This window comes from Frankia umida (assembly GCF_023242945.1).
Classification (GTDB): Bacteria; Actinomycetota; Actinomycetes; order Frankiales; family Frankiaceae; genus Frankia; species Frankia umida.
The window spans coordinates 223,268-246,457 of record NZ_JALKFT010000001.1 but is presented as its reverse complement, the minus strand read 5'-3'; the positions used below and the strand labels follow the sequence as shown (position 1 = coordinate 246,457).

Here is a 23,190-nt window from a genome sequence, read left to right as displayed (position 1 = left end):
TGAGCCACCACGGTCGCGTGGTGGCGATCAGGCGGTGTCGTGGATGTCCTGCGGGTGCTCCGACACCGTCGGCAGCGTCGACGGAAGTGGCAGTGTCGACGGAAGTGGCAGTGCCGACGGCGTCATCGGCGATGCGGTCGGGGGTGCCGAGCCGGGGGGCAGGGTCAGCAGCGCGGGGTCGATCCGGCGGCGCCGCCACGCTCCTGACCGGGCGGCGAAACCGGTGATGGCGTCCCGGTAGGCCTCCTCCTTGCGGCGGGCGATCATCATCGGGTCGATCTCGGCGACCCCGGCCCGGCCCTGGGCGCCGACGGCGGCCGCTCGTGCCGGATCAAGCAGATAGGGCGCGAGCGCGTCGGCGAGGGCCGCCGGATCATCGACGGGGACGACCGCCCCGCCACCCCAACGCTGGACGAACGGTGCGATCCCGGTGCGTGTGGTGGTGACCACCGGACGGCCGGCGGCCATGGCCTCGGCGGCGGCGATGGAGAAGCTCTCGAACCGGCTCGGCACGGCCACGACCCGGGCCCGTCGGTAGATCTCCCGGACCTGCTCACCGCCGAGATGACCGGTGAACTCGACGTCCAGACCGAGGTTGCGGGCCTGTCGTTCCAACCAGGTACCGGCGGGGACACCGTGGATCTCGCCGGCGGGCCGGCCCGCGAGCACCAGCCGATGGTCGACGCCGGCCGCCCGCAGCCGGGACGACGCGTCGAGCAGCACGTCGACCCCCTTGTACGCCTCGAGCCGGCCGACGGTCGCGATCACCGGCCTGGTCCGGGAGACGTCCGGGATGCCGAGCCAGGGCACGGCGTCGAACGGGTTCGGGATGACTTCGACCGACCGGCCGCTCAGCCAGCCACGGTCACGCAACGTGTCGACGAGCAGCTGGGACGGAGACGTGACCACATCCGCCAGATCCGCGGACATCCGGTCGAGCCGGTCGGCGAGGCGGCCCTTCGGACCGATCGGCGCGCCGGCGAGCTGGACGGTCAGCATCGTCGGGCAGTGCAGGTGGATCGCCAGCGGCCGGCTGCGGGCCATGGCCTGCATGAGACCACGGGTCTCGCCGTCCTGGGTCTCGATGACATCCGGCTGGAGTCTGAGCTGGCGCATCCACATCGTGTAGGACAGCGGCAGGCTGGCCCGGAGGCTGATGGAATCCCGCGGGTAGAGCGGCCCGCGCAGCCGGTCGCCGATCGGGCCGAGACCACGGCTGACCGGCAGGCGCAGCAGCGGCCGGCGGTGGACGTGCACGCCGTCCTGCACGGTGTCGACGACGCGGTGCCCCTGGGCGCACACCACGTGGACCTCATGCCCGAGCTTCGCCAGGGCGATCGCGAGCGTCGCCGTGTAGCTGCCCGCGCCGTCCCACACCACCGGCGGGAACTGTTCGCAGAGAAACACGATGCACAGGCTGTGTAGCGAACGGAAGTAACTCGCCATGGGTCTCCGTTCCACCACCCGGGCGCCCGATCCGCGGTGCCACGTGGGAGCAATGTCGGGGCTACGTTACTCCGCCCGGCAAGGCCATCCGGCGAATCCGCCATCGAATCCAGTCGGCGATTTAGACCTTCCATGGCGATGGGGGTGTTATGTCTGTTCTGGTGCCTGGCGGGAGAGGTGTCCGGATGGGCCTATTGCGGCCATGTCGTGCCGATCATTGGAGGTCAGGGCCTATGCGAGTCGACCTGGCGCCCGATGTGAGTCGGTGGGCACGTTGTCTCAAAAATACTAAACTCGACAATTACGTCAGAGTAGCCAGCGTCCAGCTCGCAGCGTGCACAAGCGAGCCGGCTCCGCGCGGTCACGGCTGTCCTGGAGGCATCGCGGAAGGCGGCCATGCTCCGAGGGGGCGGCGCCGCGCCGCGGAAACGGGCCAGCGGGCCGTGCTGGCCCGGGGTGGGTCTGCCCCGGTGGTGGTGGCCGCGCTGGTGGTGGGCATGAGGTGGTGGCGGTGGGGTGGTTGCCTGGATGCTTCCGTTGCATATTGCGCGATGAAACGAAACGGAATTGGGTCTGGTGGGTGTTGTCCGCGCACCAGTGGGGCATCGGGTGCCGGATGCCGGGAATGTCGTCCGGCCTCGGGCATGGCCGCGGCGCGGGAGGGAAGAGACCCGTCGACATGAGGGAGGGTGACATGAGGGGAGGGGAGGACTGATGTGCCACCTGTTCGCGATGAGTAGTGGGCCGACGCCGATCAGTGCGACGTTCTGGCTCCTGGACGCGGCCGACAGCCTCGATGCGGCGCCGCGTCGCTCGCCGGACGGGGTCGGGCTCGGCGCGATCGGTCCGGACGGGGCGCCGCGGGTGCTGCGGCAGACGATCCGCGGCAGCGCCGACACCGAGTTCGCCCGGCAACCGCAGGAGATCACCGCGACGACCTTCGTCGCGCATGTCCGGCATGCCTCGACCGGGCGGGCCAGCGACGAGAACACGCATCCGTTCGTCCGGGATGGTCGGATCTTCGCGCACAACGGGGTGATCGAGGGGCTGCGGCAGCTGGAGGACGAACTGGGCGCGGCCGGCCTGGAGGTGGCGGGGGACACCGACTCCGAACGGTACTTCGCCCTGATCACCAGGGAGATCGCTCGGCATGACGGCGACGTGGGGGCGGGCATCACGTCCGCTGCCCGGTGGATCGCGGCCAATCTGCCGATGTACTCGATCAACATGATCCTGATCGCCGGCGGCGAGCTCTGGGCGTTGCGGTACCCGGACACCAACGGGCTTTATGTGTTGCGCCGCGGCCCGGGTGGGCGCAACGCGCGTCATCTTGACCATGCGAGCCCCTTCAGCGAGATCCGGGTCCGCTCGGTCGATCTGCTGGAGGCTCCGGCGGTGGTGGTGGAAAGCGAGCGGATGGACGAGGACCCACGCTGGCGTCTGCTGGACAGCGGCGAACTGCTGCACGTCGCGGCGGATCTGACGATGACATCCGAGACGGTGCTGTCCGGCCCACCGGCCCACCAGCTCACCCTGGACGAGCTGCGTCCGCAGGCGGCCGTGTCCCAGACGACCGCCGTCCCCGAACATCCGGTGACGACGGCGTCGTCCGTTCGCTGACGTCCGTTCGCCCGTGTCCGTTCGCCGGCGTCCGATGGTGGACGCCCGATGGTGGGGGTGGTGGTCGGCCGGATGCGTGGGCCGACGGGACGGGCGGGCTGAAGGTCGTGGTCAGATCGGGGTCGAACGGGACGATGCGCTCGGGTCGTTCGGCCCGGGCAAACAGGCCGACATAGCCGGCGTGTGCGCGGGGTAGCAATCGTGATGGGGTGTCGGTGCGGACAGTCGCAGTTCCCTGCGCGGAAGGGGCTCGTCGTGGTAGTTGAGGTCGGCAGGATTGGGCTTTGGGCAGCTCAGCGGCAATGGCCGACGGACGTCCGAGGCCGGACGGACATCGCCGTCGAGGTGGCGTCGATGGGCTTTCCAACGATGTGGATCGGGGCGGCGAGCGGGGACCTGGAGCTCCCGGCGGCCATCCTGGATGGCACCGAAGGGCTGGTCGTCGGTACAAGCATTCTGAACATCTGGACCGAGAAGGCGGACATCGTCGCCGATCACTACGCGATGCTCGCGAAGGCGCACCCTGACCGGCTGCTGCTCGGGTTCGGTGTCGGGCACCGGGAGCCGGTCGAGCGGGCCACCGGACGGCCCTGGGAGAAGCCGGTGGAGGTGCTCCTCGACTACCTCGACACGCTGGACGAACTCGGTGTGCCGCGTGAGGACCAGGCGCTCGCCGCACTCGGACCCAGGGTGCTGGGCATCGCCGCCGAACGCACGGCGGGGGCGTTGCCGTATCTGGTCACCGCCGAGCACACCCGCGAGGCTCGTCGGCTCCTCGGCCCGGGCCCGCTGCTGGCCACCGAGCAGAAGGTCGTGTTCAGCACCGACGCCGAGCAGGCCCGGGCGATCGCCCGCCGCGCCCTGGCTCCCTATCTGGGCCTGCCGAACTACACGAACAACCTGCGTCGCCTCGGCTTCACCGACGTCGATCTCACCGACGGTGGCTCAGACCAGCTCGTCGACGCCCTGGTCGCCTGGGGGGACGAGACGGCGATCCTGGCCCGCATCGGTGCTCATCACGGCGCGGGGGCGAACCACGTCGCCGTGCAGGTGCTCACCGACACGCCGGGCGAACTGCCCCGGGACGGCTGGGCTCGGCTGGCGGCGGCGATCGGCGGCTGATGTCTCCTGCCGGGCGGGCCGCGCGTGCGGTAGTCTGTCCGGCAACCGATCAATTCGCCTGCCCTGTGTCTGCGGCCGAGTCACGGAGAGTGACGCATGCCCGCAGACGATTCCATCGTGTCCCAAGTGGCGCACGACCCTGGTGGTCGGCTCGAGACGCCGGACGCCATCCCGGCCGCACGCGCCGGGCAGCAGGAGCCGCCGGCGGCGAACATCCCCGCGCCGGCAGCCGAAACGCACCCCACGGCGATCACCGTCGAGGATGGGTCCGAGCTGGTCGACAGTCTGATGTCGGGGATGAGCCCCGGCGAGCGCGAGCACCTGCTTGAAATGATCAATACGTCGATCGAGGCCGAGCGCACCGCGGCCTTCGACGGTACGGTGCGTCGTCAGGTCGATGTCGGAGTACGCCGTCGGCGCTCGTCCCGCGCGGTACAGGGCGCGGACGACGCCGGTGCGTAGCCGCCGGGCGGGCTGGTAGCGCGCACGGTGATCCGGCAGGATGGCACGACATCGAGACAGCAACCGACGGCCGCCCGAGACGACCCTGACGGCCGTGGCGACAACGCCAGCACCGGCGGTACTGGCGGCGCTGCCAGTGCTGCCAGTACTGCCAGTACTGGCAGCAGTGGGTCTGCGGGTACGCAGTCCCGGCGCGCGGCGGGTCGTAGAGGCGGGAGCGCGATCGTGGAGATCGACAAGGTGCGCCTGGACGCGAGCCTTGCCCGACTGCATCACCAGGTGCCCAGTCAGGTCGAACTCGCCAAGCTGGTCAGCGAGGTGGTGGGCGCGGTCACCGAGATCTTCGATCTGGCCGGTGCGGGTGTGCTGCTGGTGGACGCCGACCGGGCGCTGCGCAGCATCGCCGCCTCCGACAGCACGGGTGCCCTGCTCGAACGGGTTCAGGAGGAGTTCGGCGAGGGACCGTGCGTGGAGTCGTTCATAGTGGACGAGATCGTCGTGTCCAACGACATCACGATCGATGACCGGTGGCCGCGGGTCACCCCGGCCCTGACCGCCGGGGGCGTGCGGGCCGTCCTGGGCGTACCGGTACGCCTCGGTGGTGGCCCGATCGGGACGTTGAACGTCGCCGACAACCAGGTCCGGCAGTGGACGGCCAGCGAACGCGACGCGATCGTGCACTTCGGTGGGGTGCTGGAGAACCTGCTGCTGGCCGGGCTGATCGCCGATCGCAACGACCGGCTCGCCCGGCAGTTGCAGTACGCGCTGGACTATCGGGTTCCCATTGAGCGTGCGGTGGGATATCTGATGGCGACGATGCGCACCGACCCGGTGTCGGCCTTTGAGAGACTGCGGCGCACCGCGCGGGACGAACGGCGCCGGGTGTCGGAACTCGCCGAGGAGATCCTGGCCGGACGACGCAGCCTCTGACGACGCAGCCTCTGACGACGCGGAACAGCATCACGTCGCGGTGTCGTTCTGTCAGGTTGGCGACATGCCGCGTTGGGTGGCCAGCTCTGGTCCGGCGGGTAGGTAATCCGCCAGGATGGGCGCGTACTGACGCCAACCCGGCCCGGCCCAGCTGACTGGCCAGCCCGGCAGCCCGGCCAGTCAGGGCAGTGGAGCACCGCCCGAGTGGAGACGAATGATCGAGGCACAGGGGCTCACCAAGCGGTATGGACGAACGGTCGCGGTCAATGACCTGTCGTTCACGGTGGCGCCCGGCAAGGTGACCGGCTTTCTCGGGCCCAACGGCGCGGGAAAGTCCACGACGATGCGGATGATCCTGGGGCTCGACAACCCGACCGCGGGAACGGTCCGGATCAACGGTCGGCGCTACGCCGAGCTGCGTCATCCGCTGCGGCAGGTCGGGGCGTTGCTGGACGCGAAGTGGGTGCACCCCAACCGGTCCGCCCGGGCGCATCTGCGCTGGATCGCGGCGTCCAACCGGATTCCTGCCCAGCGGGTCGACGAGGTGCTCGAGGCTGTCGGGCTGACCGCGGTGGCGGGTAAGCGCGCCGGCGGGTTCTCCCTGGGCATGTCCCAGCGCCTGGGCATCGCGACCGCGTTGCTGGGTGACCCGGGTGTCCTGCTCTTCGATGAGCCGGTCAACGGGCTCGACCCCGAGGGCATCCTGTGGATTCGGCAGTTCATGCACCGGCTGGCGGATGAGGGTCGCACGGTGTTCGTCTCGAGCCATCTGCTCTCCGAGATGGCGCTGACCGCCCAGGATCTGGTCGTCATCGGCCGGGGGCGGCTGATCGCCCAGACCAGCACGCGGGAGTTCATCGACAACGCCTCCGAATCGGCGGTCCGGGTGCGTGGGCCGGAGATGGAACGGCTGCACGGCCTGCTCACCGGCCAGGGCCTGACCGTCCGCGACGTGCCGGCCGGTGACGCGGGGCCCGCGGCCCTGCTGGTGCCGAACACCAGCACCGAGCAGATCGGCGAGCTGGCCGGGACGGTCGGGCTGGTCCTGCACGAACTCGCCGCCCAGCGCGGCTCACTGGAAGAGGCCTTCATTCAGCTCACCGGGCAGGACGTGGAGTATCACGGCGGCGGGTCCGGCCCTCCCGGCACCGTCGGCGGGGTGGTTCCACCGCCCACCAGCGGGCCACCGCTCGGTCAGGCGGCGGTCGGGGTGCCGGCGTCGGGCGCGCCCACGCGGGGAGGGGACGCGCGATGACGCTGCTCACCGTGGAGCGGATCAAGCTGTTCTCCACCCGCTCGCCGTGGTGGTGCATGATCCTGGCGACCGTCCTGACCGTGGGATTCACCTCCCTCATCGCCGCGACCACCAGTTCGAACGACGTAGCCGACCTCACCCCGGACGTCACCCAGTTCGGCTACAACTTCGGGCTCGTGGTGATGATGGTGATGGCCACGCTGGCGGTCACCACCGAATACCGGTTCGGCACGATCCGTTCGACGTTTCTCGCCGTGCCCACCCGGACGCCCGCGCTTGTCGCCAAGCTCGTGGTGGTGGCGACCCTGGCCGCGGTCGTCGGTGAGCTCACCGGCGTCGGGTCCTGGGGGATCGCCCGGCTGATCCAGCCGGACGCCCCGCTCGGGCTGAACACCGCCCAGGAGTACCGCGGCGTCTTCGGCGTCGGCCTGGTGTACCTGCTGGCCGCGGTGTTCGCGATGGCCATCGGTCTGATCGTCCGGCAGTCCGCCGGCGCGATCGTGATCGAACTGATCTACGTGCTTCTGGTGGAGAACCTGCTACCGGTGATCCCGCGCGTCGGCGATCACATCCAGCACTGGCTCCCCTTCATCGCCAGCAACAACTTCGTCGTCGCGGGCGCCCCCCGCCACACGGACGGGCCGCCGGTGATCGACGACATGCCGCTGGGCCCGTGGGGATCGCTGCTCTACTTCGCCGCGGTCTGCTTCGGGTTGTTCCTGATCGGCACGATCCTCGCCCGCCGTCGCGACGCCTGAGTCCCGCCGGGCGCCTGAGCTCCACGGGACTCCTCAGGCGCCCGGGCCCCACAGGTCACGGCCGGCCCGGAGCCGCTCGCGGGCCTTCATCCGGGCCTCGTGGACGTGGCGCTGCCCGCCGGTCAGCCGGCGCCGCACATCCGCGTCCGCCTCGACGAAGGGCCGGTAGTAGAGGTCGTCGTACTCCTCGACGATCTGGAAGGTCCAGCGTCCGTCCAGGACGTTGCGGCCGAGGAGCTCCTCGCGCAGCTGGGCCGCGATCCGGCGGTGCCCCGCCTCGGCCAGCTGCTCGAGAGCCTCGCCGAGCAGGAGATCGGCGTGCCCGGACAGCTGGTGGAACTCGTACAGCGCGCCCCGGGCCCGCTCGACGCATTCCAGTGCCTCACTGAGCCGTCCGACCGCCGCCACGGTGGCGTCGTCGAGGTCCTCCCGGGTGTGGTGGGCCTGGCCACCAGTGCTGGCCTGCGCGGATCTGCTCACCCAGGTGGGATTCCCGGTCACCGCCCGTCCGACACCGCCTGTACGTGCGGACCACTGACGTGCACCGCGTCGTCCGGCAGGGGCCGTGGGAGGGGGAGGTCGACCGCGGGGCGGCGGCCGGGAATGAGCGCGGCGACCCCGAGCGCCAGCACCGCCGCGACGGTCGCGATGGCGAAGGTGATCCGGAACCCGGACAGGGTCGGTACCTGGGCACCCTGGTAGGACGTGGTCATGTGGGACAGCACGACCCCGATCAGCGCCGCGGCGGTCGAGGTACCGAGCGCGCGCATCAGGGTGTTCAGACCGTTGGCCGCGGCCGTCTCGGTCGGCGGCACCGCTGCCATGATCAGCGTCGGCATGGCCGCGTAGGCGAAGGCGACCCCGAGGCCGACGATCGCGCAGACGATGAGGATCTGCCAGATCGCGTTGAGGAACGCCACACCGATCGCATAGCCGATCGCGATGATCAGCACACCGAGCATCAGGCTGGCCTTCGCGCCGAACGCGGCGATGATCCGGGCCGTGACGGGCGAGGCCAGCACCATCACCACGCCGAACGGGGCGAAGCACAGCCCGGCGACCACCATCGACTTCCCGAACCCGAAGCCGGTTCCGCTCGGAATCTGCATCAGCTGCGGGACGACCAGCGACAGCGCGTACATCGCGACGCCGACGATGATCGAGGTGATGTTGGTCATCAGGACCTGACGACCGGCGGTGATCCGCAGGTCGACCACCGGGTTCGGTACCCGCAGTTCCCAGAAACCCCAGACCAGCAGGGTCAGCACCCCGCCGATGGCCAGACCGACGGTGGCGGGAGCGCCCCAGCCCCAGTCGCTGCCCTTGGAGATCACCAGCAGTACGGCGAGCAGACCGACGAACAGCCCACCCGCCCCGACGACGTCGAAGCGGCTGCGCCCCGCCCTGACCCGGACGCCGGCCCCGGCGTTGTCTCCAGCCCCGTCTCCGTCCGCGTCGCTGGCGAGCGGCGGCGCCGGTATCACCCGCCACAACACCACGAGCATGATCGTGCCCAGGCCGGCCGCTCCCCAGAACAGCACATGCCAGTCGGCGTGCTGCGCGACCAGCGCGGACAGCGGGATGCCCAGCGCGCCGCCGATGCCGAGCGAGGAGCTCATCAGGCCGAGGGCGGCGCCGAGCCGCGCCGGCGGCAGGACGTCGCGCATCATGCTGATCCCCAGCGGCACCACACCGGACGCCATGCCCTGCATCGCCCGTCCCGAGACGACCGGCAGCAGGCTGCTCGTCATCGCGCACAGCAGCGAACCGGCGATCAGCAGCACCTGGCTCGCGAGCAGCAGACGCTTCTTGCCGTACATGTCGCCGAGCCGCCCGGCGATCGGTGGTGCGACCGCCGAACCAAGCAGGGTGGCGGTCACCGTCCACGCCGTGTTCGACGCGGACGAGTGCAACAGCCTGGGCAGATCCGGGATCAGCGGGATCATGAGCGTGTACATCAGGGAAGCCACCGTGCCGGTGCAGGCCAGGGTGGCGATGATCGGACCGACGGCCGGCTCGCCCGGGCGAGGACCGCTGTGGTGGACCGACACCTGCGTCAAGGAAGCCTCCCTGTCATGGCGAGGCGCGAGGCGCCGCGTACCACGAATGTCGGAATCGAAGGTGATCGAAGGTGATCGAAAGTGATCGAAAGGTGGCGAATGCGGCGCGAACCGTGCGGACAGGCCGACCTGGCCTGTGTCCAGGCGAGCGCGCGCGGCATCCACGACGACACCGGACGACACCCCGCCTGGTAGGCCGGGCCATGGCGGGCTGGCGACGAGACGACGCCCGCCCGCCGGATGTGCATGCTACACGTAATATGCATCATGCACAGCCATGGATCTGGTCGATAATGAGACCGGACCGGAACCATCCGGACGACCGGGCGTACCGCCCACCGACCTGGCGGAGGCGATCATGAAGGACGACCTGTCGACCGACCTCCGCCGCGTCGACGCGCGCGATCAGCCCGACACCTCGCCGCGCGAGCGCGCCCAGCGCTGGGAGGGCCAGGTCCGCGACACGCAGCTGCGTGAGATCGAGCGGGAACTGATGCTGCTCACGCGCCACCACATCCTGCCGGCCTCCAACCACCGCCCCGGCCAGCGCACCCTGGAACGCTCCGCCTACCTGCTCCTGAGCCGCATCGAGGTCGAGGGCCCGATGACCCTCGCCCAGCTGGCCGAGGCCTTCTCCCTGGACGTCTCCACCGTCAACCGCCAGACGGCGGCCATGGTGCAGGCCGGCCTCGTCGACCGCATCCCCGACCCGGACGGCGGCATAGCCCGGAAGCTGGCCATCACCCCCGAGGGCGGACAGCGCCTGCACGCCGATCGCGACTTCGTCCTCGGCGCCCTCGCGAAGATCCTCACCGAGTGGCCCGGCGGCGACCTACGTCTGCTCGCGGACGTCCTCAGCCGCTTCAACCTGACCTGCGAGCGCGAGTACGACTACGTCTGGCCCCGCCCCGCCCCGACCCCCACTCCCGTCCCCGAGCACTGATCGGGGACCTGCCCCGGGAATGATCGCTGACATCGCGGCGACATAAGATGGGACGGCCAGGAGGGCTCGCCTAGTGGCCGATGGCGGCGGTCTTGAAAACCGCTAAGGGGAGTGATCCTCTTCGTGGGTTCGAATCCCACGCCCTCCGCTCCACCAGCGCGAAACCCGCTGGTACCAGCGGGTTTCGCCTTTTCTCATGATCTACTGTGCGGCGCGCGGTTCCCGGCTGTTCCTGGTCGCGCCCGGCGATCACCGGACCTCGCCGGCTGTCCGTGGACAGGGCGCGGACACGATCGTGCGTGATGCCGAGGGTTATGCGGCCCCATGCCGAGGGTTGGTAGGTGTGCGGAGGTCGATATCTCCGAACAACCCTCGGCATCTCATGATCTTGGCTGTGGTCCGGGGGTGCTGGCGTCGGTGCGGGCGACGAGCTCGGTGATCGTTCGGGTGGTGGTCGCGTCCGCGGGCAGGAAGAGCTCGATCGCCAGTTCCGAGACGGTGACGTCGGTCGGGGCGTTGAAGGTCGTCATCGTCGACAGGAACGTGAGGACCCGGTCGCCGACGCGGAGACACAGCGGCAGCGCCAGCGCGGAGTGGCTGCCCGGCGGAGCTGGCGGGCCTGTTCCGTTCGATCTGGTCCCGGCCTCGCGCCATGAGCTGGAGTCAGGGCCGGGAGAGGCGACGGGGACGGGGACCGGATAGCCGGACACCTCCTCGTACAGCCCGTGCAGGGCGGACGGGCCACCCGCGATCATGCTGCGGCGGAGCGTGTCCAGCAGGTGCTCGCGCCACCGCGGGAGGTTGACGATCCGCGGGGCGAGGCCTCGCGGGTGCAGGGCCAGGCGCATCAGGTTGACGGGCGGGCGGAGCAGGTCGGGCGCCACGCCGGTGAGCAGGGCCTGGGTGGGGCGGTTGGTCATCACGATGTCGAAGGGGCCGTGCAGGACGAGGGCGGGGTTCGGTTCGCAGGCGGCGAGGAACTCGACCAGGCCGGCGCGCACGGCGGCCATGGCCGGGTCGGTCAGGGGGGTTTCGGTGAACGCCGGGGCGTAGCCGGCCGCGAGCAACAGGGCGTTGCGGTCGCGCACCGGCACCTCGAGGTGGTCGGCCAGACGCAGGAGCATCGCCCTGCTCGGCAGGGCCTTGCCGGTTTCGACGAAACTGATGTGTCGGGCCGAGCTGTCCGCCCGAAGTGCTAGCTCGAGCTGACTAAGCCGACGCTGCTGGCGCCACTGCCGCAGCAGTGCGCCCACCCCCGCCGCGGTACCCCCGCGCGGTGCCGCCCGCGGCCGGTCGTCGCCGACGGTGCTCGTCATGTGGACAACGGTAGCCAGTTCTGCCGCTTATGGTCGTTCGCTCGTTCGGCATCGGGTGTCATCGTGTTCTCTGGTTGTGGGAACGGTGTTCTGGGTGGTCTGTGGTGGGCGGGGAAAGGGTTGCGCCACAAAGGTTGCGCACAATGCCCGGAGTGGGGGGATTGGCCCCGGCATGGCGGCCCCCGAGCCCGACGCGCTGGCCAAACACCCCGAAGACTCGACACCCGGTTGCGTGACGCTTGTGCTGGTCTGCGACAGGATGACCGGGTGCCTCCCCGTCGGTCGTCGTCCCCTCGCGCGATCCCGGCCGCCGTCGCCTCGCCCCGGCGCCCTCGCGCGGTTTCCGTGACCCTTCACTCTGATCTGGATCCGGCCAGCCGGCCGCCGGCGCTGCCGATCCAGATGCCCCGTCGTCGCCAGCCCGAGGCCGGTCTGCGCGCACCCGTCACGGCCAGTTGTGCGGGATGCGATGCGCGGTGGACCGACTCGGCCACGACGCACTGTGGTTCGTGCCATCAGTCCTGGCCGACGGTGGAGGGCTTCGACGACCATCTCGTCGACTGTCCGGCCCATCCGGTCATCGCGGCGCGGCGGACCCGGCGCGTCGACGAGCCCGACCGGGTGGCCATCGGCTGACGGTCGCACCGCCCGGAACTGGCCAGGTCAGTTCAATGCGCGCCTGTGCCAGGCGGTCTGGTCGCAGACCTGTTACGTTCCGGCGCGGAAGCAACCGGTGACCGTCGATCCTCGGTGCGTCCGGCCGCGCTGCCGGATGGCGCCGGCAGCGCGGCCGGGCACAGCGACGGAGGGCTCGATGACGGTCTGCGGGTTGGTCCGGCTGGACGGGGTGAACGTGCGGCGGGCGGCCCTGACCGCGATGCTCGCCAGCTCGGCTCGGGGCTTGCCAGCCGCCCGCGGAGTGCATCTGGACGGGGTCTTCGGTGCGGTCACGGCCGCCGAGTCGGATGCCGACCCGACGCCGCCGTTGGCCGTCGACGACGCGGGCCTGGTCCTGATCGCCGACCGCGCGCCGCGGTCCCCCGCCCTGCGCGTCCTGCGCCGGAGCGAACCGCGTGACACAGGCGGTCAGCGGACGGCGTTGCGGGGCACGGCGAACCCCCCGGTCACGGTCGCATGGGAAACATCCAGGTCACGGCTGGTCCTGGCGCGCCCGGCCGGCGCGAGATCCCAGATGATCATCTGGACGGACGGCCGGGTCTACGCCTTCGGGACAGAGCTGGAGCAGGTGCGGGCGGCGGTGCGACCCCGCGATGGTCTTCGGCGGCCGCGGTGGCTCGGCCAGGGCGAGGTGCTCACGATCGCGGTGCCGGTGTTGCGCCGACCGGTGCCCCCGACAGCCCGCGGGCAGGCGTCCGGACTGGCCCGACCGGTGCGCGACTCCGTACCCTGCCGCTGAGATCCCTGCCGCTGAGATCCCTGCCGCCGAGCGGGGATGGTCGCGGCTGTGGTCAGGTGCGGTCGGTCGCCAGGTGCTGCCGGCGGACGAACGTGGTGACCTTGCGTTCGGCGACGAAGGACAGAAACGGAATCGTCCCGGCGAGCATGACGAGGACCGCGCGCCCCAGCGGGAGCCGGCAGCGGGTGGCCAGGTCGTAGGTGCAGGCGAGGTAGACGACGTACAGGATGCCGTGCACAGGCCCGACGATCGCCACGACCGTGCTGATGTCAGCACCGTACTTCAGGGGCATACCGACACAGACCAGCAGGATCAGGCCCACGCCGACCACATAGGCGATCACCCGATAGCGCAGCAGGGCGCCACGGATGGCGGCCGGCGTCGAACTCGCGGCGGGTCGGGAGGGGGAGAGGCTGGTCGTCATCCGCGGGCTCCGTTGATCTGCGGGGGGGTGGTGGTTCGCGCCGCGGGGTCGAGCTGCTTCGTGGGCTGGCTCGCCGTGATCGCCCGCAGCGCGTCCTGCTGCGCATCCCGGTTGTACAGGGCGGCGAGGTAGCGATTGTAGGCGGCGACCTCCTCGTCCTCGTCATCCGCGACGAGCGACCCGCCCGCGGTCAGCATCCGGGGGCCGCCCGCGCCGAGCTGGTGTGGTGTCTCCGGGGCGATCCGGCCGCCGACGCCCCACTGCGGACCCTCGAGGTCCGGCGGCGACAACGCCTCTTTGATCATCCGAAACCACCAGTAGACGACGAAGACGGCGAAGATCGGCCACTCGACGCCGTAGAAGAGGTTCTGCATCGTTCCCTGGGCGGACTCGCCCTTGGTGAACTGCCAGATTCCCATCCGGATGAACAAGGCGACCAGAGCCAGCGCGAGCAGATGCCGCGCGATCCATGAGGGTGCAAAAAACAGCCGACGCACGGACTCGACGCTACCCCTCGACATCGCCACACCGTCGCGATCGTGGTGGTGCCCACCCGCGGGTGCCTGTGCACTGGGACGTTCGGGCGGGGCCGCGCGGTGGCGCGGTGAGCGGGCTGGCCGATCCTGGCCAGACCGGCCAGCCCAGGTGTCGTGCTACGGCCTGCCGCCCGGCTGGGGGGGGTTAGTCGGACGAGGCGGCCGGAACGCCGGCCGGGCCTCCTGGCGCGGGGACCGGATGGACGTTCACCTACTCTGTCGTCCGAACGGGGTCGGAAGGTTGTCGCTCCGGGCCGGATATTTTCAGATTTTTCAAGCTCCGTGTGGCCTCAGCGCAGGACGGCGGCGGCGAGGGTCCAGGCCGCGCCGTCCACGCCGGTGATGGTGATCGTGGTCGTGCCGATGGCGCCCGGCAGCGTCAATGTGATCATCGCGTCGGATGAGCCGTCCACCTGTCGTGAGGGCAGGTCCACGGTGAAGGTGTGGGTTCCCGCCAGCGAGGTGATCGTGATCTGCGCCGCGCCGGTGGACGCGCCCAGGTAGATCTGCAGCTGGCGGGGCTGCAGGACGACGGTGCTCAGCGTCGCCCTGCCCTGGACGGCGAGGCGCTCGTTGTCGTCGCTGCCGATCAGGTTCGGGAAGCCACCGAACCAGGTGAACCCGGAGGTCGACTTCTGGGTCGCGCTTCCCGAGGCGAACGCGAGCAGCCGGGGGACGGGCAGCGCCGCACGGGTGCGAACACCGTTCCAGCCGTCGCCGAAAAGCACCCAGTCCGTGGCGTCGGTGGGCAGCCGCACCTGGCTGCCGGCAGGGAAGGGGACGGTCTGGCTCGTGTAACGCCCCTGCGTGACGGGAGTCGTGTCCGCCGCGGGGAGATCGGACGATCCACTCGCGGCGCTGCCCGCCGGGGCGTTCTGGCCGGTCCGCGGTGCGGTCTGGGCTGGTGGCGGGGCGCTGGCCGGGGGCGGTGTCCGGCCGTCCTGGGCCAGCGGGGTCGTCGCGCTGGTCGGCTCGGTGGTGGCGGTCGTCGCCCACGGCGATCCGATGGGATGCGGTGCGCCGGTCACCGTCGTCACCGGCGGATTCGGCGAGCCGGTACCCGGGATACCGCTGACGACGGCGAGCAGCGCGACCAGAACCATGCTGACGCCGGCGACGGCGGCGCCGACCAGAATCCGGCCGTGACGTCGGCCCTGCCGGAGTGGCCCGCCGCGGCCGGCCCGGATGCGGGACCCGTGCGTCCCACGGATCGGACGCCCCCCCGAACCCGGCGCCGCGCTCGTGCCCGGCGCCGCCTCCACACCTGACCCCGTGCTCGTGCCTGACCCCGTGCCCGCCACTGGTGCGGTGGTCTCGACGGGTGGGTCGTGCTCCAGCTCGCCGTAGGGCGTGAAGGGCGAGGTGGGGCCGTCCACGAGGGCCAGGGGTGCGGCGGTGGGGGCCGGACCGGGCGGGAAGGCGGCTCCGAGTGAGGCCGCGATCCGCGCTCGGATGCGGTCGGAGTCCGGCTGATGCCGCTCCATCTCGGCGTTCAGCAGGGTGCCGAGATCACTCCGCCAGGGGTTGCCTGGCTCGCCGCGCGTGCCGCGCTCACCATCCATGGCCATTTACGCCTCGCCCACCCGCCAGCCGGGCCAGTTACGGGCCTCGGGGCGCAGCCGTCGACGAATGCGTTCGGTGGGGTGGTCGTCCTTGTCCGGCAGGTCGACCCGAAGGAGTTGTCCGTTCGGTGGTGGATCGTTGGTCCGTGTGGCCGCTCCGGACCGGGCGGGCGGGTGCGGCGCGGCGTGCGACACCGGCTCGAGGCGAACCGGGCGCGCGGGGCCGGCATGCCGGTCCGGCATCAGATCCCCTCGATCATCGGCGCAGGCTGACGGGCCGGAGCCGGAGCCGGAGCCGGAATGGGAACCGGACGATCCCGGGCGACGGCGACCGGGACGCAGCGACCCGCCGCGCCCGCCGCCCGCCCGCGGCGGGACGTGATCACCGGATCCGCGCGGCGTCGAGCCGCGCCCGGAGGCCCGGCTGGGCGCGTCCGCCGACCTGATCTCCAGGCCGGGCGACGGGGCCGGTCCGACGGGGCTGCCCCGAAGCAGCCGTTCCAGGTCTGCGACTCCGCGGGCGGTCTGGCTCTTCACCGTCCCGACAGAGACGCCCAGCGTCCGGGCGGTCTCGGCCTCGGACAGGTCGAAGGCATAGCGCAGCACCACGCACGCCCGCTTACCGGGCGGCAACGACATCAGAGCGCTGCGCAGGTCCACGACTGCGGGTACGTCCGGCTCGGGGGTGTAACCCTCGGTCTGTTCACCAAGAGCGAGCAGGCCTCGGCGTTCGCGCACGACCCGACGGACCCGGTCCGCCGCCAGGTTCGCGACGATCCGCCGGACGTAGGCCAGTGGAAGCTCGGCCGCGCGGACCCGGTCCCAACGGGTCCAGGCGGCGGTGAGGGCGTCGGCGGTGATGTCGTCGGCCGCGTCGTGGTCGCCGCTGAGCAGATACGCGAACCGGCTCAGTTCACGGTGGTGGCGCTCGAAGAAGGCCCGGAACTCCGCCTGATCTCCAGGGTCGTCGTCGTCGGCCGCGACCGCTTCCACTGGCACGCTCCCCGGGCTGGGCCTGGCCGGCGCATCCCAAGCCGGTCAGTCAGCCGATGCTGTGGTCGTCCGTTGCAGGTTGCAGAGGGACCTTCGTCGACGGTGATGCGGGTCTGACGCTAGCGGTCCGACCCACTCGTAGGTGTGGTGCTCCGGGATGCTTCGGCACTTCTTTCGTTAATACGGCGATACGAGCAGAACACCTCACGCGGGATGCAACCCGGATGTCGTCCGTCCCGTTGCGGGCGGTGGACGGAAAAGCGCAGGTCGGAAGGTATGTGAGCGCGGCGAAGCGGCGGTCGGCGGGGGAGGGGGGTCGGTATCGGGCCGACTTCTCGCCGAAACACCGCGAATTGTTGTGAATGCATGGTTGTCATTGTTCTGGGGTAGCCCGTTGGGTGTGTCGTACCGGTTTGTCGCTACCCGGACGGGTGGGCGGCGCGGCGCCATCCGTGGCGGGGCCGTTCGGTAAGGGTGATGAACCGGCGACGCCATGCGATGCTGGGTCGATGTTTCCGCTGCCAGGCACCCCGGGTACAGCGGGTGCTATGTCCAGCCTGCTTCTGCCGACCTGTCCGCCGGCCACGCGCCGAACGGTGGTGGCCGGTGTCCACCCCCACCGGCCGGACTCCCCGCCGCCACCGCTCGATCCGGATCTGCCGATTCCCGATGATCCGGGCCCGCTGTTGCCGGATACTCCTGACCTGCCGCCAGCGCCCCATGAGCCCTCGCCGTTCACCGAACCGGCACCGGACGCGCCCGCGGAGCCCGAGCCCGAACCCGTCTAGGAGCCGCCCGGATCGGCCGGGGCTCCGCATCCCATCGAGGACCGGTAGTGACCTCTGCACTGACCCCGGACGAGCTGCTGACGACCACGCGCAGTGTGCGCAAACGGCTGGACTTCGACCGTCCGGTGGACCCGGAGATCATCCGCGACTGCCTGCGGATCGCCCTCCAGGCACCGTCCGGCTCGAACGCCCAGGGCTGGCACTGGATCGTCGTGACCGACCCGGAGCTTCGCGCGGGGATCGGGGAGCTGTATCGGCGATCGGCCCTCCCGTATCTCGATGGGGGCGGCGCGTACGACGATGGCCACAGCCCGCAGCGCCGGGCGGTGCAGGACCGGGTCGACGACTCCGCGCGTTACCTCGCCGAGAACATGCACCGGGTGCCTGTCCTCGTACTGGGCTGCCTGGCCGGTGACGCGGCCCAGGTACCGGCGGCGTCGCAGCCGGCGTTCTGGGGGTCGCTGCTGCCGGCCGCGTGGAGCTTCGCGCTGGCTCTGCGCGCACGTGGCCTTGGCAGTGCCTGGACGACCCTGCACCTCGCCTACGCCGACGAGGTGGCGCGGCTGCTGGGCATCCCGGCGGGCATCAGCCAGGGTGTGCTGCTGCCCGTCGCCCACACCCTCGGCACCGACTTCCGGCCCGCCGCCCGCGAACCGCTCGAGTCCGTCCTGCACTGGGACCGCTGGTAGGACGGACGGGCGCCGCTGGTGGGCGGGCTGGTGCCGCGAGGTCGGGATGGGCGCGTGCGGCCGGGTGGCGTCGTAGCGTGGGTGCATGCGTGCGGTGACGATGTCCACCTTCGGCGGCCCCGAGGTCATGTCCGTCCAGACGGTGGCCGATCCGCCACCGCCGGGACCGGGCGAGGTCACCCTCGACGTCGTCGCCACCGCCGTCAACCGGGCTGATCTGCTGCAGCGGCAGGGGTTCTACGCGCCGCCGCCCGGAGCGTCGGAGATCCTCGGGCTGGAGTGCTCGGGGCGTGTCGCGGCCGTGGGACCGGAGGTGGTCGGTCTCGAGGTCGGCGACGAGGTCTGCGCGCTGCTCAGCGGTGGCGGGTACGCCACCCGGGTCACCGTGCCGGCCGGCCAGGTGCTGCCGGTGCCCGCCGGGGTGAGCCTGGTGGAGGCGGCCGGCCTGCCCGAGGTCGCCGCCACCGTGCACTCGACGGTGTTCGGCATCGCCGGGCTGCGCGATGGTGAGGTGTTCTGCGTGCACGGTGGGGCGTCCGGCATCGGCACGTTCGCCATTCAGGCCGTGCGCGCGCTGCGTCCCGCCTGCGTGGTCGCCACGACCGCCGGAAGTCCCGCGAAGCTCGAGCGGGTCCGCGCCCTCGGGGCGCACCTCGCGGTGTCCTACCGGGACGAGGACTTCGTCGAGGTCATCCGCGCGGCCACCGACGGGCATGGCGCGGACGTGATCCTCGACAACATGGGCGCCGCCTACCTGCCCCGCAACGTGGCGTTGCTGGCGACCGGCGGGCGTCTGGTCGTCATCGGCCTCCAGGGCGGGGTGAAGGGGGAGCTCAACCTGTCGGTGCTGCTCGGCAAGCGGGCCGCGGTGCACGCCGCCTCCCTGCGGGCCCGGCCGGCGGGGGAGAAGGCGGCCATCGTCGCCGCGGTGCGCGCCGAGGTCTGGCCGGCGGTGGAGAGCGGCGGGATCCGGCCGGTGATCGACCGGGTGCTGCCGCTGGCCGAGGTGGTCGAGGCCCATCAGCTCCTGGCCGACCTGGGCCACGTCGGCAAGGTCGTTCTGACGGTGCCGTCGTCCTGACGGTGCTGTCGTTCTGACGGTGCCGCCGTCACGTGGCGGGGCTGTCACCTCCGGCGTGGGACCGCTGCTCGGTGGTGCGCCGCAGCGGGCAGGATAGGTGCCATGACGGATCAACCGGAACCCCGCGTCGTGGTGGTCGGGCCCGACGGAGCCTTGCACGAGGCCGTGCCGTCGGCGGCAGGCCGCCGCGGCGAACCCGCGACCACCGCGCAGGAACTGGCCGAGGCGGGTGCGGCGGCGGACACCAACGTCGCGTCCGAGCTGGTCTCGCAGCCCGACAAGGTGATGCGCATCGGGACGATGATCAAGCAGTTGTTGGAGGAGGTGCGGGTCGCTCCGCTCGACGACGCCAGCCGGGTGCGGCTGCGCGAGATCCACCGCAGCTCGATCCGTGAGCTGTCCGAGGCACTGGCCCCGGCGCCGCGGGCCGAACTCGAACGGCTGCTGTCGCCGTTCGAGGACGACGTCGTCCCGTCCGACGCGGAGCTGCGGATCGCGCAGGCACAGCTGGTCGGCTGGTTGGAGGGCCTGTTCCACGGGATGCTCGTGGCCCAGCAGGTGGCCGACCGGGCCCAGCTGGCGGAACTGCGGCGCCGGGCGCTGCCCAGCGGGGCCGGACTCCCGGACGGAGCCCAGCCCCAGCAGGAGCAGGGCGGCGGCGAGTCGTTCGGCCGTGGCGCCTACCTCTGAGCGGCGCCGCGGCCCGCGGCGCCGCGCGGCGTCAGGTCAGTTGGCCGGGCTGACCGAGCTCATGTTGAAGTCCGGCACCCGCACCGGCGGCATCCGGGTCAGGGTGAACCAGTCCGCCCATTCCCGGGGCAGGGTGCGGGTGGTCGCACCGATCTCGGCGGCGCGACCCAGCAGGTCCACCGGTGACTCGTTGAACCGGAAGTTGTTCACCGCCCCGGTGACCTCGCCGTTCTCCACCAGGTAGACGCCGTCGCGGGTGAGACCGGTCTGCAGCAGCAGCTCGGGATCGACCTCGCGGATGTACCACAGGCTGGTCAGCAACAGGCCGCGGCGGGTCGAGGCGATCATCTCCTCGAGTGACGCGGTGCCCCCGCCGTCCAGGGTCAGGTTCTCGATCAGCGGCGTGGCCGGGCCGTCGGCGAGCCGGGCGGACGCCCGGGTCTGGACGAGCGCGGCGAGCGCGCCATCGCGAATCCAGTCGGTGGCGCCGAGGGCGAGCCCGTTGTCGAACACACTCGACATCGCCGACGACGAGGTGGCGGTCACGAACGGGGTGGTGGCAAGCTCCGGGTCCGCCGGATCGCTGGACAGCCGCAGCCCGGCCGGCCCGATCGACTCGCCGAGCCTCGTCCCGCCGCCGGCCCGGCTGAACACGGTGCGACCCTCGGCCGCGTCCCGTCCAGCCGCCGCCCAGTACAGCCCCACCATCAGGTCGCCCACCGCCGACGGCGGCAGCAACGTCTCGTAGCGTCCGGCGGGCAGCTCCACCGGACGTTCGCACCAGGCCAGCCGGGACGTGAGCTGGGCATGGGTGGCGGCGACGTCCACGTCGGTGAAGTCGCGGGTCGACTGGCCGTGCCAGACCGATCCACCGGCCACCGCGCTCTTGGCGTTCCACTCGACGCTGCCGGTCGGCTCGCTGTGACGCAGCCGCAGACCGGTGGACGTGCCGAGCCAGGTGGTCGTGATCCGGTGCTCGGCGAAACCGAACAGGCGCTGGCCGGCCGCGCGGGTGCGGCCGAACGCCTCGGCCAGGTCGCGGGCGAAGGTGGCGAACACGGCGGTGTCGGTGCGGGTGGCGGGCTCGGTGAACGTGTCCGCGGCCGGGGCCGCGGCGGTGCTCGCGGGGGAGAGCAGGTCGGCGTAGTCCTCGGCGTCGGCGGCCGCGTGGGCGGCCTGCTCGGCGGCCCGGACCAGGTCGGCGAGCCCGCCCGGATCACTGGGGGTCGAGGCGGAACGGACACCGAAGGAACGCCCGACGACGCTGATCACCGTGATCGACCGGTCGCGGCTCGCCCCGTTGGTGGTCAGCGTGTTGTTCGCCCAGCGCAGGTTCACCGCGCTCGACTCGGTGGCGATCACCACGCAGGCATCGGCCCGGGACAGCGCCAGCGCCTGTTCGACGACCTCATGGGCCGCCCGCGCCGCCAGGATGGGTGGGTGACTCATCGGCCGGCCTCCCGCCGGGTGTTGAGGACGTTGACCCCGCGAAACAGCGCGGACGGGCAGCCGTGGCTGACCGCCGCGACCTGACCCGGCTGACCCTTACCGCAGTTGAACGCCCCACCGAGCAGGTAGGTCTGCGGGCCACCGACAGCCTCGAGCGACCCCCAGAAGTCGGTCGTCGTCGCCTGGTAGGCCACATCGCGCAGCTGGCCGACGATCCGCCCGTCCCGGATCTCGTAGAAGCGCTGGCCGGTGAACTGGAAGTTGTACCGCTGCATGTCGATCGACCAGCTCTTGTCGCCGACGACGTAGATACCGCGCTGGACCTGACCGATCAGTTCCTCGGTGCTCGGCCCGCCGGGCGCCGGCAGCAGCGACACGTTCGCCATCCGCTGCAGTGGCACATGCCCGGCGGAGTCGGCGAAGGAGCAGCCGTTGGACGCCGCGGTGCCCAGCGCCGCGGTGTTACGGGCGGCCATCGCCCGGTCGAGCTGGTAGCCGACCAGCGTGCCGGCCCGGACGATGTCGAAACGCCGGGTCGCCACCCCCTCGTCGTCGTAGCCGATGGTGGCCAGAGCATGCGGGGTGGTGCGGTCACCGGTGACGGTCATCGCCGGCGAGCCGTAGCGCAGCGTCCCGAGCTGGTCGAGGGTGGCGAAGGAGGTGCCGGCGTAGGCCGCCTCGTAGCCCAGCGCCCGGTCGAGTTCGGTGGCATGGCCGACCGACTCGTGGATCGTCAGCCACAGGTTCGACGGATCGATCACCAGGTCGTAGCGCCCCGGCTCCACCGAGGACGCCTTCGCCTTCTCGGCGAGCAGCCCCGGGATGATCTCGATCTCGCCGTCCCAGTCCCAGCAGCCGGCCGCGGGCCCCGAGACCATCCACTCCCAGCCTCGACCGACCGGCGGGGCGATGGTGCGCATCGACTCGAATCCGCCCTCCGGATCGACCCGGATGGCCTCGATCTGGCACAGCACCCGCACCCGCTGCTGGGTCGTGTCGGTACCGGCGAGATCGGCGTAGTACTTGTTCTCCAGCACCGCCTCGAACTGGCCCTCGACATGGTCCACGTCGGACGCGCCGTACAGCGTGCGGCACAGCCCGCCGACCCGCTCCACCCGCTCGCCCGGGTCGATGGCGAACGGGTCCGCCGTGTAGGCCGACACCCAGCTCGCCCGCGGGTGCACCGGCTCCTCGGCGAGTTCCACCGGCTCGGAGTTCAACGGTGCCGCGACCTTCGCCATGGCGACGGCCTCGCGGGCCAGCCGCACCGCCTCGTCGGTGGTGAGGTCGACCCCGGCGGCGAAGCCCCAGGCGCCCTCGTGCACGACCCGTACGGCGAGCCCGACGGTGGCGCCCTCGTGTCGGCTTTCCAGGGAGGCGTCGCGGAAGGACAACGCCGACTCCCGCAGCCGTTCGATGCGGATGTCCGCGTGTGTGACGCCCAGATCCCGCGCGGTCTGCAGGGCCGCATCGGTGAGCGCGGCCCGCGGGAGCGCGAGGAACTCGGCGTCGATCTCGTGCGCCGGTGCTCCACCGGGCGGGTGCGGGTCGGGGTGGACGGGTGTCGCCATACGCCTATCCTGGCCCCCGCCGGAGGCCGCCGTGCCGCCACCCGCCGCCGCGGCTCCGCCGCCGTGTCGCGGTAGCTC

22 protein-coding genes and 1 tRNA gene are annotated in these 23,190 nt (G+C 71.3%); 13 read left to right on the top strand and 10 right to left on the bottom strand.

All coding sequences use genetic code 11. The annotated features are described in order from the left end of the window. Positions 1 to 27 precede the first annotated feature (27 nt). On the bottom strand, positions 28 to 1,446 hold the full coding sequence (locus MXD59_RS00970; protein WP_248823035.1) for a glycosyltransferase family 4 protein: 1,419 nt from the start codon (positions 1,444 to 1,446) through the stop codon (positions 28 to 30). A gap of 714 nt (positions 1,447 to 2,160) precedes the next feature. On the opposite strand from MXD59_RS00970, the gene MXD59_RS00965 reads away from it, so the two are divergent. From MXD59_RS00965 to MXD59_RS00940, 6 genes are all read left to right on the top strand, one after another. Beyond that, on the top strand, positions 2,161 to 3,066 hold the full coding sequence (locus MXD59_RS00965) for a class II glutamine amidotransferase (protein WP_248823034.1): 906 nt from the start codon (positions 2,161 to 2,163) through the stop codon (positions 3,064 to 3,066). Positions 3,067 to 3,321: 255 nt separating this feature from the next. Continuing rightward, positions 3,322 to 4,188 (top strand): LLM class F420-dependent oxidoreductase, encoded by an 867-nt coding sequence (locus MXD59_RS00960; protein WP_248823033.1) that lies wholly within the window; start codon positions 3,322 to 3,324, stop codon positions 4,186 to 4,188. 117 nt (positions 4,189 to 4,305) lie between these two features. Beyond that, positions 4,306 to 4,650 (top strand): hypothetical protein, encoded by a 345-nt coding sequence (locus tag MXD59_RS00955; RefSeq protein WP_248823032.1) that lies wholly within the window; start codon positions 4,306 to 4,308, stop codon positions 4,648 to 4,650. Between the two features lie 225 nt (positions 4,651 to 4,875). After that, positions 4,876 to 5,580, top strand: coding sequence for a GAF and ANTAR domain-containing protein (locus MXD59_RS00950; RefSeq protein WP_248823031.1), 705 nt, complete (start codon positions 4,876 to 4,878; stop codon positions 5,578 to 5,580). Between the two features lie 214 nt (positions 5,581 to 5,794). Continuing rightward, positions 5,795 to 6,835 (top strand): ABC transporter ATP-binding protein, encoded by a 1,041-nt coding sequence (locus MXD59_RS00945; RefSeq protein ID WP_248823030.1) that lies wholly within the window; start codon positions 5,795 to 5,797, stop codon positions 6,833 to 6,835. Then, the gene (locus tag MXD59_RS00940; RefSeq protein WP_248823029.1) at positions 6,832 to 7,593 is read left to right on the top strand and encodes an ABC transporter permease; all 762 of its coding nucleotides are present in this window, start codon (positions 6,832 to 6,834) and stop codon (positions 7,591 to 7,593) included. The genes MXD59_RS00945 and MXD59_RS00940 overlap by 4 nt, the downstream gene beginning before the upstream one ends. Positions 7,594 to 7,626: 33 nt before the next feature. On the opposite strand, the gene MXD59_RS00935 is transcribed toward MXD59_RS00940, so the two are convergent. After that, positions 7,627 to 8,073 carry a hypothetical protein gene (locus tag MXD59_RS00935; RefSeq protein ID WP_248811284.1) on the bottom strand — a complete coding sequence of 149 codons (447 nt, stop codon included), beginning with the start codon at positions 8,071 to 8,073 and terminating at the stop codon, positions 7,627 to 7,629. A 17-nt stretch (positions 8,074 to 8,090) separates the two neighbouring features. Next, positions 8,091 to 9,644, bottom strand: coding sequence for an MFS transporter (locus MXD59_RS00930; protein ID WP_248823225.1), 1,554 nt, complete (start codon positions 9,642 to 9,644; stop codon positions 8,091 to 8,093). Between the two features lie 367 nt (positions 9,645 to 10,011). On the opposite strand from MXD59_RS00930, the gene MXD59_RS00925 reads away from it, so the two are divergent. Both MXD59_RS00925 and MXD59_RS00920 read left to right on the top strand, forming a co-directional pair. After that, positions 10,012 to 10,596: a MarR family transcriptional regulator gene (locus MXD59_RS00925; protein WP_308301610.1), complete on the top strand. Its 585-nt coding sequence runs from the start codon at positions 10,012 to 10,014 to the stop codon at positions 10,594 to 10,596. A 59-nt stretch (positions 10,597 to 10,655) separates the two neighbouring features. After that, a tRNA-Ser gene (locus MXD59_RS00920) sits at positions 10,656 to 10,744 on the top strand. Between the two features lie 232 nt (positions 10,745 to 10,976). Here the strand turns inward: MXD59_RS00920 and MXD59_RS00915 are convergent. After that, complete coding sequence (locus MXD59_RS00915) at positions 10,977 to 11,912, bottom strand: helix-turn-helix domain-containing protein (RefSeq protein WP_248823028.1); 936 nt, start codon at positions 11,910 to 11,912, stop codon at positions 10,977 to 10,979. Positions 11,913 to 12,257: 345 nt separating this feature from the next. Here MXD59_RS00915 and MXD59_RS00910 point away from each other — a divergent pair, with 345 nt between their 5' ends. Next, entirely contained in the window at positions 12,258 to 12,548 is a 291-nt protein-coding gene (locus MXD59_RS00910; RefSeq protein WP_248823027.1) for an FDXHR family putative zinc-binding protein, read from the top strand. A 178-nt stretch (positions 12,549 to 12,726) separates the two neighbouring features. Then, positions 12,727 to 13,329, top strand: a complete 603-nt coding sequence (locus MXD59_RS00905; protein WP_248823026.1) for a hypothetical protein — start codon at positions 12,727 to 12,729, stop codon at positions 13,327 to 13,329. Between the two features lie 52 nt (positions 13,330 to 13,381). Here the strand turns inward: MXD59_RS00905 and MXD59_RS00900 are convergent, their stop codons facing one another. The 4 genes from MXD59_RS00900 to MXD59_RS00885 form a co-directional block, all read right to left on the bottom strand. Further along, positions 13,382 to 13,753, bottom strand: coding sequence for a DUF3817 domain-containing protein (locus MXD59_RS00900; RefSeq protein WP_248811287.1), 372 nt, complete (start codon positions 13,751 to 13,753; stop codon positions 13,382 to 13,384). After that, positions 13,750 to 14,274: a hypothetical protein gene (locus tag MXD59_RS00895; RefSeq protein WP_248823025.1), complete on the bottom strand. Its 525-nt coding sequence runs from the start codon at positions 14,272 to 14,274 to the stop codon at positions 13,750 to 13,752. The genes MXD59_RS00900 and MXD59_RS00895 overlap by 4 nt, the downstream gene beginning before the upstream one ends. A 305-nt stretch (positions 14,275 to 14,579) precedes the next feature. Beyond that, positions 14,580 to 15,851 carry a hypothetical protein gene (locus MXD59_RS00890; RefSeq protein ID WP_248823024.1) on the bottom strand — a complete coding sequence of 424 codons (1,272 nt, stop codon included), beginning with the start codon at positions 15,849 to 15,851 and terminating at the stop codon, positions 14,580 to 14,582. Between the two features lie 6 nt (positions 15,852 to 15,857). Then, positions 15,858 to 16,844: a SigE family RNA polymerase sigma factor gene (locus MXD59_RS00885; RefSeq protein WP_248823023.1), complete on the bottom strand. Its 987-nt coding sequence runs from the start codon at positions 16,842 to 16,844 to the stop codon at positions 15,858 to 15,860. 835 nt (positions 16,845 to 17,679) lie between these two features. Between MXD59_RS00885 and MXD59_RS00880 the strand changes: the two genes are divergently transcribed. From MXD59_RS00880 to MXD59_RS00870, 3 genes are all read left to right on the top strand, one after another. Beyond that, complete coding sequence (locus MXD59_RS00880) at positions 17,680 to 18,321, top strand: nitroreductase family protein (RefSeq protein ID WP_248823022.1); 642 nt, start codon at positions 17,680 to 17,682, stop codon at positions 18,319 to 18,321. An 85-nt stretch (positions 18,322 to 18,406) separates the two neighbouring features. Further along, positions 18,407 to 19,402, top strand: coding sequence for an NAD(P)H-quinone oxidoreductase (locus tag MXD59_RS00875; RefSeq protein ID WP_248823021.1), 996 nt, complete (start codon positions 18,407 to 18,409; stop codon positions 19,400 to 19,402). 102 nt (positions 19,403 to 19,504) lie between these two features. Beyond that, positions 19,505 to 20,092, top strand: coding sequence for a bacterial proteasome activator family protein (locus tag MXD59_RS00870; protein WP_248823020.1), 588 nt, complete (start codon positions 19,505 to 19,507; stop codon positions 20,090 to 20,092). Between the two features lie 36 nt (positions 20,093 to 20,128). Here the strand turns inward: MXD59_RS00870 and MXD59_RS00865 are convergent, their stop codons facing one another. Together MXD59_RS00865 and MXD59_RS00860 are read right to left on the bottom strand one after the other, a co-directional pair. Continuing rightward, complete coding sequence (locus MXD59_RS00865; RefSeq protein ID WP_248823019.1) at positions 20,129 to 21,541, bottom strand: metallopeptidase TldD-related protein; 1,413 nt, start codon at positions 21,539 to 21,541, stop codon at positions 20,129 to 20,131. Continuing rightward, positions 21,538 to 23,112, bottom strand: coding sequence for a TldD/PmbA family protein (locus MXD59_RS00860; RefSeq protein ID WP_248823018.1), 1,575 nt, complete (start codon positions 23,110 to 23,112; stop codon positions 21,538 to 21,540). The genes MXD59_RS00865 and MXD59_RS00860 overlap by 4 nt, the downstream gene beginning before the upstream one ends. Between the last annotated feature and the right edge of the window lie 78 nt (positions 23,113 to 23,190).

Coding starts and splice junctions, on each gene's coding strand:
- MXD59_RS00945 (WP_248823030.1), top strand. CDS start 5,795: ATGATCGAGGCACAGGGGCTCACCAAGCGGTATGGACGAACGGTCGCG.
- MXD59_RS00865 (WP_248823019.1), bottom strand. CDS start 21,541: ATGAGTCACCCACCCATCCTGGCGGCGCGGGCGGCCCATGAGGTCGTC.
- MXD59_RS00905 (WP_248823026.1), top strand. CDS start 12,727: ATGACGGTCTGCGGGTTGGTCCGGCTGGACGGGGTGAACGTGCGGCGG.
- MXD59_RS00970 (WP_248823035.1), bottom strand. CDS start 1,446: ATGGCGAGTTACTTCCGTTCGCTACACAGCCTGTGCATCGTGTTTCTC.
- MXD59_RS00875 (WP_248823021.1), top strand. CDS start 18,407: ATGCGTGCGGTGACGATGTCCACCTTCGGCGGCCCCGAGGTCATGTCC.
- MXD59_RS00965 (WP_248823034.1), top strand. CDS start 2,161: ATGTGCCACCTGTTCGCGATGAGTAGTGGGCCGACGCCGATCAGTGCG.
- MXD59_RS00915 (WP_248823028.1), bottom strand. CDS start 11,912: ATGACGAGCACCGTCGGCGACGACCGGCCGCGGGCGGCACCGCGCGGG.
- MXD59_RS00940 (WP_248823029.1), top strand. CDS start 6,832: ATGACGCTGCTCACCGTGGAGCGGATCAAGCTGTTCTCCACCCGCTCG.
- MXD59_RS00900 (WP_248811287.1), bottom strand. CDS start 13,753: ATGACGACCAGCCTCTCCCCCTCCCGACCCGCCGCGAGTTCGACGCCG.
- MXD59_RS00870 (WP_248823020.1), top strand. CDS start 19,505: ATGACGGATCAACCGGAACCCCGCGTCGTGGTGGTCGGGCCCGACGGA.
- MXD59_RS00890 (WP_248823024.1), bottom strand. CDS start 15,851: ATGGATGGTGAGCGCGGCACGCGCGGCGAGCCAGGCAACCCCTGGCGG.
- MXD59_RS00860 (WP_248823018.1), bottom strand. CDS start 23,112: ATGGCGACACCCGTCCACCCCGACCCGCACCCGCCCGGTGGAGCACCG.
- MXD59_RS00925 (WP_308301610.1), top strand. CDS start 10,012: ATGAAGGACGACCTGTCGACCGACCTCCGCCGCGTCGACGCGCGCGAT.
- MXD59_RS00895 (WP_248823025.1), bottom strand. CDS start 14,274: ATGTCGAGGGGTAGCGTCGAGTCCGTGCGTCGGCTGTTTTTTGCACCC.